Raw genomic sequence first — 10,182 nt, forward strand, 5'->3', positions numbered from 1 at the left:
CCGGAGTTCGCGGTCTTGAGCGCGGTGTCGGCGAGGCCCTTGCGGGCGCCGTGGGTTGAGTTGAAGTACTCGAGAACCGACAGGCCTTCCTTGAAGTTCGAGATGATCGGCGTCTCGATGATCTCGCCCGACGGCTTGGCCATGAGGCCGCGCATTCCGCCCAGCTGCTTCATCTGCGCGGGCGAACCACGCGCACCCGAGTGGCTCATCATGTAGATCGAGTTGATCTGCTTCTCGCGGCCGGTCTTCTCGTCGATCTGCACCGCCGAGATGCGCGCCATCATTTCCTCGGCTACCTTGTCGGTGGTCTTGGCCCAGGCGTCGACGACCTTGTTGTACTTCTCGCCCTGGGTGATCAGGCCGTCGATGTACTGCTGCTCGAACTCCTTCACGAGTTCGCGCGTGGCGCCGACGATCTTCTCCTTGGTCTCGGGGATGACCATGTCATCCTTGCCGAAGGAGATACCCGCCTTGTAGGCGTTGTAGAAGCCGAGGCCCATGATGCGATCACAGAAGATGACCGACTCTTTCTGGCCGCAGTGGCGGTAGACCGCGTCGATCATCTTGGAGATGTCGCGCTTGGTCATCAGCTTGTTGCAGAGGTCGTAGCTGATGTTGATCGCCTTGGGCAGAAGCTCGCCGATCTTCATGCGGCCCGGCGTCGTTTCCACGATGCGGGTATAGAGCTTGCCTTCCGCGTTCATGTCGGTGACGCGGCCCTTGATCTTGGTCGCGAGCGTGATCACGCCGGCCGCCAGCGCATGGTCGATCTCGGCCATGTTGCCGAAGGCCTTGCCCTCACCGGGCTCACCCTTGCGCATGATCGAGAGATAGTAGAGGCCGAGCACGATGTCCTGCGACGGCACGATGATCGGCTGACCGTTCGCCGGGTGCAGCACGTTGTTCGTGGACATCATGAGGACGCGCGCTTCGAGCTGGGCTTCGAGCGACAGCGGCACGTGAACGGCCATCTGGTCGCCGTCGAAGTCGGCGTTGAAGGCGGTGCAGACGAGCGGATGGAGCTGGATGGCCTTGCCCTCGATCAGCACCGGCTCGAAGGCCTGGATGCCGAGACGATGGAGAGTGGGAGCGCGGTTAAGCAGGACGGGGTGTTCGCGGATGACCTCATCGAGGATATCCCAGACCTCCGGCTTTTCCTTTTCGACCAGCTTCTTGGCCTGCTTCACCGTGGCCGACAGGCCCTTCGCGTCGAGACGCGAATAGATGAAGGGCTTGAACAGTTCGAGCGCCATCTTCTTCGGCAGGCCGCACTGATGCAGCTTCATTTCGGGACCGACGACGATGACCGAGCGGCCGGAATAGTCGACGCGCTTGCCAAGCAGGTTCTGGCGGAAGCGGCCCTGCTTGCCCTTCAGCATGTCGGCCAGAGACTTCAGCGGGCGCTTGTTGGCGCCGGTGATGACGCGGCCACGGCGGCCGTTGTCGAACAGTGCGTCAACGGCTTCCTGCAGCATGCGCTTCTCGTTGCGCACGATGATGTCCGGCGCGCGGAGTTCGATCAGGCGCTTGAGGCGGTTGTTGCGGTTGATCACGCGGCGGTAGAGATCGTTCAGATCGGAGGTCGCGAAGCGGCCACCGTCGAGCGGCACCAGCGGGCGCAGCTCGGGCGGGATCACCGGAACCTGGGTGAGGATCATCCACTCCGGACGGTTGCCGGACTCGAGGAAGCTCTCGACCAGCTTCAGGCGCTTTGCGAGCTTCTTGGGCTTCAGGTCGCCGGTCGCGTTCTTGAGCTCCTCACGGAGCTGGTCACGCAGTTGCTCGAGATTGATCGACATCAGCATGTCGCGCACGGCCTCGGCGCCGATGCCGGCCGTGAAAGCGTCCTCGCCGTAGTCTTCCTGCGCCTTGATGTACTCACTCTCCGACAGCAGCTGGTGCAGCTTCATCGGGGTGAGGCCGGGCTCGAGGACGATGTAATTCTCGAAGTAAAGAATGCGCTCAACGTCCTTCAGCGTCATGTCGAGCAGCATGGAAATGCGGCTCGGCAGCGACTTCAGGAACCAGATGTGGGCAACGGGTGCTGCGAGCTCGATGTGGCCCATGCGCTCGCGCCGGACCTTCGAGAGCGTGACTTCCACGCCGCACTTTTCGCAGATGATGCCCTTGTACTTCATCCGCTTGTACTTGCCGCAGAGGCACTCGTAGTCCTTCACGGGTCCGAAGATGCGGGCGCAGAACAGCCCGTCCCGCTCCGGCTTGAAGGTGCGGTAGTTGATGGTCTCGGGCTTCTTGATCTCGCCGAACGACCAGGACAGGATCTTCTCCGGGCTGGCGATCGAGATGCGGATCTGGTCGAAGGTCGGAACCGGCGTTGCCGGGTTGAAGACGTTCATGACCTCTTGGTTCATCGGCCACTTCTCCATTTTGTGCGGGGTGCGCGAACCCGCGGGGATGTTCGAATTCTTTTGGGTGGTCGGCGGAAGGCTTCCCTTCCGCCGCCGGAATTTAGCTCGAGACGTTCTGTTGCGAGTTCTGGAGCTCGACGTTGAGGCTCAGCGACCGCATTTCCTTGACGAGAACGTTGAAGCTTTCGGGGATGCCCGCTTCGAAGGTGTCGTCACCGCGGACGATCGCCTCGTAGACCTTGGTACGGCCTGCGACGTCGTCCGACTTGATGGTGAGCATCTCCTGCAGCGTATAGGCCGCTCCGTAGGCTTCCAGAGCCCAGACTTCCATTTCGCCGAAGCGCTGGCCACCGAACTGCGCCTTGCCGCCCAGCGGCTGCTGGGTAACGAGCGAGTACGGGCCGATGGAACGGGCATGGATCTTGTCGTCCACGAGGTGGTGCAGCTTGAGCATGTAGATGTAGCCCACGGTGACCTGACGGTCGAAGGGCTCGCCCGAACGGCCGTCGAACAGCGTCACCTGACCAGAGGTCGAGAGGCCTGCATCCTTGAGCATGGCCGCGATGTCCTCTTCGCGCGCACCGTCGAAGACGGGGGTTGCGATGGGAACGCCACGGCGAAGGTTCTCGGCGGCTTCCACAAGCGACTTGTCGTCGAGGCTTTCGAGTTCCTCATGCTTGCCATAGATGCGGCTGAGCTCGGTGCGCAGCGGCTTCACGTCCTTGTTGTCACGCAATGCGTCGAGCATGGCGCCGATCTTGCGGCCCATGCCGGCACAGGCCCAGCCCAGATGCGTCTCGAGGATCTGGCCGACGTTCATGCGCGAAGGCACGCCCAGCGGGTTCAGCACCACGTCCACATGCGTGCCGTCCTCGAGGAACGGCATGTCCTCGATCGGAACGATGCGGGAGACCACACCCTTGTTGCCGTGACGGCCGGCCATCTTGTCGCCCGGCTGGATCTTGCGCTTCACGGCGACGAAGACCTTGACCATCTTCATGACGCCCGGCGGCAGCTCGTCACCGCGCTGCAGCTTGTCGACCTTGTCGTGGAAGCGCGTGTCGAGACGCTTCTTGGACTCGTCATACTGCTGCTTCATGGCTTCGAGTTCGCCAATCGCCTTCTCGTCGCCGAGCGCGATGCTCCACCACTGCGATTGCGGCACGTCTTCGAGGATCTTCTCGGTGATCTTGCCTTCAATCTTGTGCCCCTTCGGACCGCTGGTGGCGGACTTGCCGGCAAGGAACAGCTTGAGACGGCCGTAGGAGTTACGGTCGAGGATGGCGAGTTCGTCGTCGCGGTCCTTCGCGAGACGCTCGATCTCTTCCTTCTCGATGGCCTGCGCACGCTCGTCCTTGTCCACACCGTGGCGGTTAAACACGCGCACTTCGACAACCGTGCCCGAGACGCCCGGCGGCAGGCGCAGCGACGTGTCACGCACGTCGGAAGCCTTTTCGCCGAAGATGGCGCGGAGCAGTTTCTCTTCCGGCGTCATCGGGCTTTCGCCCTTCGGCGTGATCTTGCCGCACAGGATGTCGCCCGGCTTCACTTCGGCACCGATGTAGACGATGCCGGCTTCATCGAGGTTCTTGAGGGCTTCTTCGCCGACGTTCGGGATATCGCGGGTGATTTCCTCGGGGCCAAGCTTCGTGTCGCGCGCCATCACGTCGAATTCCTCGATGTGAATGGAGGTGAACACGTCATCCTTCACGATCCGCTCGGAGAGCAGGATCGAGTCCTCGAAGTTGTAGCCATTCCACGGCATGAACGCGACGAGCACGTTCTGGCCGAGCGCGAGATCGCCCAGATCCGTCGACGGGCCGTCGGCGATGATGTCGCCGGCCTTAACACGGTCACCCACGCGCACCAGCGGACGCTGGTTGATGCAGGTGTTCTGGTTCGAGCGCTGGAACTTTGCGAGCGTGTAGATGTCGACGCCCGACTTCGACGGATCGGTCTCCTCCGTCGCGCGGATGACGATGCGCTTGGCATCCACCTGGTCGACCACGCCGGAACGGCGGGCGGCCACGGCGGCGCCTGAGTCACGCGCAACCACGGCTTCCATACCGGTGCCGACGAGCGGCGCGTTGGTACGCACCAGCGGAACCGCCTGACGCTGCATGTTGGAGCCCATCAGAGCACGGTTGGCGTCGTCGTTCTCGAGGAACGGGATCAGCGCCGCTGCAACCGACACGAGCTGCTTCGGCGACACGTCGACATAGTCGATGCGATCAGCCGGAACGATCAGCACGTCGCCGGCGTGGCGGGCAATGACGAGGTCCTCGGCGAAGCCGCCCTTCGCCGTCAGCGCGACGTTGGCCTGGGCGATGTGGTGCTTCTGCTCCTCGATGGCGGAGAGATACACGACGTCGTCCGTCACCTTGCCGTCAACAACCTTGCGGTAAGGCGTTTCGATGAAGCCGTACTTGTTCACGCGGGCATAGGTGGCCAGCGAGTTGATGAGGCCGATGTTCGGGCCTTCCGGCGTTTCAATCGGGCAGATGCGGCCGTAGTGCGTGGGATGCACGTCGCGCACTTCGAAGCCGGCGCGCTCACGCGTCAGACCACCCGGTCCAAGGGCCGACAGGCGGCGCTTGTGGGTGATCTCGGAGAGCGGGTTGGTCTGGTCCATGAACTGCGAGAGCTGGGACGAGCCGAAGAACTCACGCACCGCGGCAGCCGCGGGCTTGGCGTTTATCAGGTCATGCGGCATCACCGTGTCGATATCGACCGAGGACATGCGCTCCTTGATGGCGCGCTCCATACGGACGAGGCCGAGACGGTACTGGTTCTCCATGAGCTCGCCGACCGAGCGCACACGGCGGTTGCCGAGGTGATCGATGTCGTCGACTTCGCCCTTGCCATCGCGGAGTTCATGCAGCGTCTTGATGACGGAGATGATGTCTTCCTTGCGGAGAACGCGCATCGTGTCTGGCACGTCGAGTTCGAGGCGCATGTTCATTTTGACGCGGCCCACGGCCGAGAGGTCGTAGCGCTCCTGGTCGAAGAACAGGCCGTTGAAAAGCGCTTCCGCGGTCTCGCGCGTCGGCGGCTCGCCCGGGCGCATGACGCGGTAGATTTCGACGAGCGCCTGCTCGTAGCTTTCAACCTTGTCGGCCTTCAGCGTGTTGCGGATGTAGGGGCCGTTGTTGATGTGGTCGATGTCGAGGAAACGCAGCTCGCCATGGCCCGATTCCTTGAGCTGGTTGAGCAGCTTCTCGCTGATCTCGTCGCCGGCCTCGGCAAAGATTTCGCCTGTCTTCTCGTTGACGAGTTCGTCAGCGAGGTACATGCCGTGGAGCTCCGCGTCCTGAACCAGAAGGTCCTTGACGCCGTCCTCGGCAATCTTGCGGGCGAGGCGCGGCGTGATCTTCTTGCCGGCTTCGACAACGACCTGGCCGGTCTTGGCGTCGATCAGGTCGACGGCGGGCTTGATGCCCTTGAAGCGCTGCGCGTCGAACGGCGTCTTCCAGCCATTCTTCGTCAGCTTGTAGGTGACGGTCTTGTAGAATGTGTGGAGTATCTCCTCGGCGTCGAGGCCCAGCGCATAGAGCAGCGTGGTGATCGGCAGCTTGCGGCGACGGTCGATGCGCGCATAGATGATGTCCTTGGCGTCGAACTCGAAGTCGAGCCAGGAACCGCGATACGGAATGATGCGTGCAGCAAACAGCAGCTTGCCGGAAGAGTGCGTCTTGCCCTTGTCGTGGTCGAAGAACACGCCCGGCGAACGGTGCATCTGGGAAACGATGACGCGCTCGGTGCCGTTGACGACGAAGGTGCCGTTGGCGGTCATGAGCGGCATGTCGCCCATGTAGACGTCCTGCTCCTTGATGTCCTTGACCGACTTTGACTGCGTGTCCGGATCAATTTCGAACACGATCAGGCGCAGCGTCACCTTGAGCGGTGCCGCAAACGTCATGCCGCGCTGCTGGCACTCGTCGACGTCGAACTTCGGCTGTTCGAATTCGTAGCGGACGAATTCGAGCATGGCCTGGCCCGAGAAGTCGGTGATCGGAAACACCGACTTGAAGACGGCCTGGAGGCCCTCATTCGCACGCCCGCCCTTGGGCTCCACCATCTGCAGGAACTGGTCGTAGCTTTCGCGCTGAACCTCGATGAGGTTCGGCATCTCAGCCACTTCGATTTTCCTGCCAAAGAACTTGCGGAGGCGTTTGCGGCTAGCGGCGGACTGAGTTTCGGCCATGGGATCCCCTTGACAGTTCAAAAACATGCATATTCGACAGCTTGCCGAACCCCCCGTTCGGGGAGGTTCGGCAAGCCGTCGCGGACGGCTCGGTAATGGTCCGGAGGCGCCCTGCCCTTATCAAGCAAGGCGCCACCGGAAGTTCGTTACTTCAGCTCGACCTTGGCACCAACGGCCTCGAGCTTCTTCTTCATTGCTTCGGAGTCAGCCTTGTTGACACCTTCCTTGACGGTCTTCGGGGCGCCTTCGACGAGGTCCTTGGCTTCCTTCAGGCCCAGGCCGGTGATGGCGCGGACTTCCTTGATGACTTCGATCTTCTTGTCGCCGGCCGCGGCGAGAACGACCGTGAACTCGGTCTTCTCTTCGGCCGGAGCAGCAGCGGCAGCGCCCGGAGCAGCGGCCATAGCGACCGGAGCGGCAGCGGAAACGCCCCACTTCTCTTCGAGCATCTTGGACAGTTCAGCGGCTTCCAGAACGGACAGAGCCGAGAGGTCTTCAACAATCTTGGCGAGATCAGCCATTTGAGTATCTTTCTATAGTCGGTTGGTTTGACAGTGGTTAAGGCGTGGCGTCTTAGCCAGCGGCCTGATCCTTGGTGGCATAGGCGTTGAAGACACGCGCCAGCTGGCCAGCAGGAGCCTGAAGCACACCAGCAATCTTGGTGGCGGGCGCCTGAATGAGACCAATGAGCCTGCCCCGGAGCTCGTCGAGCGAGGGCAGTTCAGCGAGTGCCTTGACCGCATTGGCATCCATGACGGTCTTGCCCAGCGCACCGCCGAGGACGACGAACTTGTCGTTCCCCTTGGCGAAGGCCGAGGCGACCTTGGGTGCCGAGACGGGATCAGCGGCGTAAGCCACCATGGTCGGACCCACGAAGAGGTCCTTGATCCCGGCTGCGTCAGTGCCATCAAGAGCAAGCTTAGCGAGACGGTTCTTGGCGACCTTCACGGTCGCCCCCGCCTGGGACATCTTGTTACGCAGGTCATTGACCTGGTTCACAGTGAGTCCCTTGTTGTGGGCCACAACGATCACACCGGTGGTCTTGAACACCTGGTTGAGCGTTGCGACGAGCTCTTTCTTTTCAGCTCTTTCCACTTGCTCTCTCCTTTATGGCGAAAGGGCTATGAACCCGTCCGCCGTTGGACCAACCGCTCAAGACGTCCACCACACGAAGGCAGCGGGCGCCAGAGCGGCGCTTACGTGCCTGTCCCCCTGCCCGGGTATTCCCGGGACTGGGTCCATGAGGTCCAAACCGACTTTGCACCCCCATATGGGGATCCGAATTCCGTTTTGACACCCATCTCATGCAGGCTGGGCTTTTAAGCAGGGACCAGAGCCCCTGCGCCTGCAATCTCGGACAGGTAAACCGAAGTTCAAAAAACTTCGGGCACCTTACTGAAATCATTGACTGATTTCAGTAAGGAAACTCGTTTAAAAGCTTATGCGCCGCCGGTTACGGAGGCAAGATCAAGCTTGAGGCCGGGACCCATGGACGAAGAAATGGACAATTTCTTGACGTAGGTGCCCTTGGCTGCCGGGGGCTTCGCCTTGATGACGGCGTCCACGAAGGCCTTGATGTTCTGGCTCAGCTGCTCGTCCGAGAAGGACGCCTTGCCGACGCCGCCCTGCACGATGCCGGCCTTTTCGACGCGGAACTCAACAGCGCCGCCCTTGGCGGCCTTGACCGCACCGGCGACGTCCATGGTCACCGTGCCGACCTTCGGGTTCGGCATCATGCCGCGCGGGCCCAGCACCTTACCAAGACGGCCGACGAGGCCCATCATGTCCGGCGTGGCAATGCAACGGTCGAAGTCGATCGTGCCCTTGCTGACGATCTCGAAGAGATCCTCTGCACCCACGACTTCTGCACCGGCCTTCTTGGCCTCTTCTGCCTTCGCACCCTTGGCGAAGACGCCGACGCGCAGGTTGCGGCCGGTGCCGTTCGGCAGGTTGACGACGCCGCGGACCATCTGGTCCGAGTGGCGCGGGTCGACGCCGAGGTTCATGGCGATCTCGACGGTTTCGTTGAACTTGGCGTTGGCCCGTTCCTTGATCAGCTTCACGGCCTCATCGAGGCCATAGAACTTCACACGGTCGATGCCTTCGGCGTTCTTGGCAATACGCTTAGCGAGCTTTGTCATCGTTCTTATTCCGTCACCTGGAGGCCCATGGACCGGGCGGAGCCGGCAATTTCACGCGCAGCGGCATCGAGGTCGCGCGCGTTCATGCCCTTGAGCTTCTGTTCGGCGATCTCACGGCACTGGGCCATCGTGACCTTGCCGACGAAAGCAGCCTTGCCGGGCTCCTTCGAGCCGGACTTGAGGCCGGCGATCTTCTTCAGGAAGTAGGTCGCGGGCGGCGACTTCATCTCGAAGGTGAACGACTTGTCCTGGAAGGCGGTGATGACCACCGGAACCGGCATGCCGGGTTCCATCTTCTGCGTGGCGGCGTTGAAGGCCTTGCAGAATTCCATGATGTTGAGACCCCGCTGACCGAGAGCGGGGCCGATCGGCGGAGACGGGTTTGCCTGACCAGCCGGCACTTGCAGCTTGATGTAGCCGACGACTTTCTTAGCCATTTTCTTTCCCTCGCCGGTTCATCCGGCTGATTGAGGTTAGTGGTCCGGCTTGTTGAAGGCCTCCCACCGGGTTGAGCGGGTTGATCAGCGGAGCTTCTCGACCTGCCCGTACTCGAGTTCGACAGGCGTGGGCCTGCCGAAGATGGACACGGCGACCTTGAGCCGTGACCGCTCTTCATCCACTTCCTCCACCTGACCGGAGAAGGACGCGAAAGGTCCATCGGCGACGCGAACCTGCTCGCCGACTTCGAAGGTAAGCGTGGACTTCGGACGCTCGACGCCCTCCGCCACCTGGTTCAGGATGCGCGAGGCCTCGGCGTCCGAGATCGGGATCGGCTTCGAGTCAGAGCCCAGGAAGCCCGTGACCTTCGGTGTGTTCTTGATCAGGTGGAAGGCCTGATCGGTCAGCTCCATCTTCACCAGCACGTAGCCGGGGAAGAAGCGGCGCTCGGACTTGATCTTGCGGCCGCGACGGACCTCGATGACCTCTTCGGTCGGCACGAGAACCTGCTCGAACAGATCGCCCAGACCCTTCTGGACCGACTGTTCCTTGATCGAGTCCGCAACCTTCTTCTCGAAATTCGAGTAGGCGTGAACGATGTACCAGCGCTTAGCCATGTTCGCCCTTTAACCCGCGAGACCGAGGATCCACTGCACGCCGCGGTGCAGGACGGAATCGACGATGAGGAAGAAGATGGAAGCAACCGCAACCATGATGAACACCATCACGGTCGAGATCATGATCTCGCGGCGGGACGGCCAGGTGACCTTGTTGGCCTCCTCGCGGACCTCCTGGAGAAACTCGAACGGATTGGTCTTTGCCACGTTTACTTCCTTAAAAATTGGCAGGGGCAGAAGGGCTCGAACCCTCGACCTGCGGTTTTGGAGACCGCCGCTCTACCAACTGAGCTATACCCCTAGAGCGCGGCGGACCCCTCAGTTAAGGAGCCCGCCACACCATTTAAAGTCTCAATCCGTGATCTTGGCGACGACGCCGGCGCCGACGGTACGACCGCCTTCACGGATGGCGA

General features: G+C 61.7%; 8 protein-coding genes and 1 tRNA gene. All 9 read right to left on the bottom strand.

All coding sequences use genetic code 11. The annotated features are described in order from the left end of the window. Window positions 1–2,372: DNA-directed RNA polymerase subunit beta' (rpoC, locus tag WCJ41_RS17865; protein WP_336907194.1), on the bottom strand; the 2,372-nt coding region annotated here is incomplete at its 3' end. Between the two features lie 97 nt (window positions 2,373–2,469). After that, window positions 2,470–6,573, bottom strand: coding sequence for a DNA-directed RNA polymerase subunit beta (gene rpoB / locus WCJ41_RS17870; RefSeq protein WP_336907195.1), 4,104 nt, complete (start codon window positions 6,571–6,573; stop codon window positions 2,470–2,472). 146 nt (window positions 6,574–6,719) lie between these two features. Continuing rightward, window positions 6,720–7,094 (bottom strand): 50S ribosomal protein L7/L12, encoded by a 375-nt coding sequence (rplL, locus tag WCJ41_RS17875; protein WP_336907196.1) that lies wholly within the window; start codon window positions 7,092–7,094, stop codon window positions 6,720–6,722. A gap of 52 nt (window positions 7,095–7,146) precedes the next feature. Next, window positions 7,147–7,668, bottom strand: coding sequence for a 50S ribosomal protein L10 (gene rplJ / locus WCJ41_RS17880; RefSeq protein WP_336907197.1), 522 nt, complete (start codon window positions 7,666–7,668; stop codon window positions 7,147–7,149). Window positions 7,669–8,012: 344 nt separating this feature from the next. Beyond that, complete coding sequence (gene rplA / locus WCJ41_RS17885; protein WP_336907198.1) at window positions 8,013–8,714, bottom strand: 50S ribosomal protein L1; 702 nt, start codon at window positions 8,712–8,714, stop codon at window positions 8,013–8,015. Window positions 8,715–8,719: 5 nt separating this feature from the next. Then, window positions 8,720–9,151 (bottom strand): 50S ribosomal protein L11, encoded by a 432-nt coding sequence (gene rplK / locus WCJ41_RS17890; protein ID WP_336907199.1) that lies wholly within the window; start codon window positions 9,149–9,151, stop codon window positions 8,720–8,722. A gap of 84 nt (window positions 9,152–9,235) precedes the next feature. Beyond that, complete coding sequence (gene nusG, locus WCJ41_RS17895; protein WP_336907200.1) at window positions 9,236–9,769, bottom strand: transcription termination/antitermination protein NusG; 534 nt, start codon at window positions 9,767–9,769, stop codon at window positions 9,236–9,238. Between the two features lie 9 nt (window positions 9,770–9,778). After that, the gene (secE, locus tag WCJ41_RS17900) at window positions 9,779–9,976 is read right to left on the bottom strand and encodes a preprotein translocase subunit SecE (protein ID WP_336907201.1); all 198 of its coding nucleotides are present in this window, start codon (window positions 9,974–9,976) and stop codon (window positions 9,779–9,781) included. A gap of 18 nt (window positions 9,977–9,994) precedes the next feature. Continuing rightward, window positions 9,995–10,070: transfer RNA gene (locus WCJ41_RS17905), tRNA-Trp, on the bottom strand. Window positions 10,071–10,182 lie beyond the last annotated feature (112 nt).

This window comes from Aestuariivirga sp., assembly GCF_037139295.1.
GTDB lineage: Bacteria > Pseudomonadota > Alphaproteobacteria > Rhizobiales > Aestuariivirgaceae > Aestuariivirga.

Bases quoted from the DNA above. Each gene is read 5' to 3' on its own strand.
- rpoB (WP_336907195.1), bottom strand. From the start codon at position 6,573: ATGGCCGAAACTCAGTCCGCCGCTAGCCGCAAACGCCTCCGCAAGTTC.
- rplL (WP_336907196.1), bottom strand. From the start codon at position 7,094: ATGGCTGATCTCGCCAAGATTGTTGAAGACCTCTCGGCTCTGTCCGTT.
- rplA (WP_336907198.1), bottom strand. From the start codon at position 8,714: ATGACAAAGCTCGCTAAGCGTATTGCCAAGAACGCCGAAGGCATCGAC.
- rplK (WP_336907199.1), bottom strand. From the start codon at position 9,151: ATGGCTAAGAAAGTCGTCGGCTACATCAAGCTGCAAGTGCCGGCTGGT.
- nusG (WP_336907200.1), bottom strand. From the start codon at position 9,769: ATGGCTAAGCGCTGGTACATCGTTCACGCCTACTCGAATTTCGAGAAG.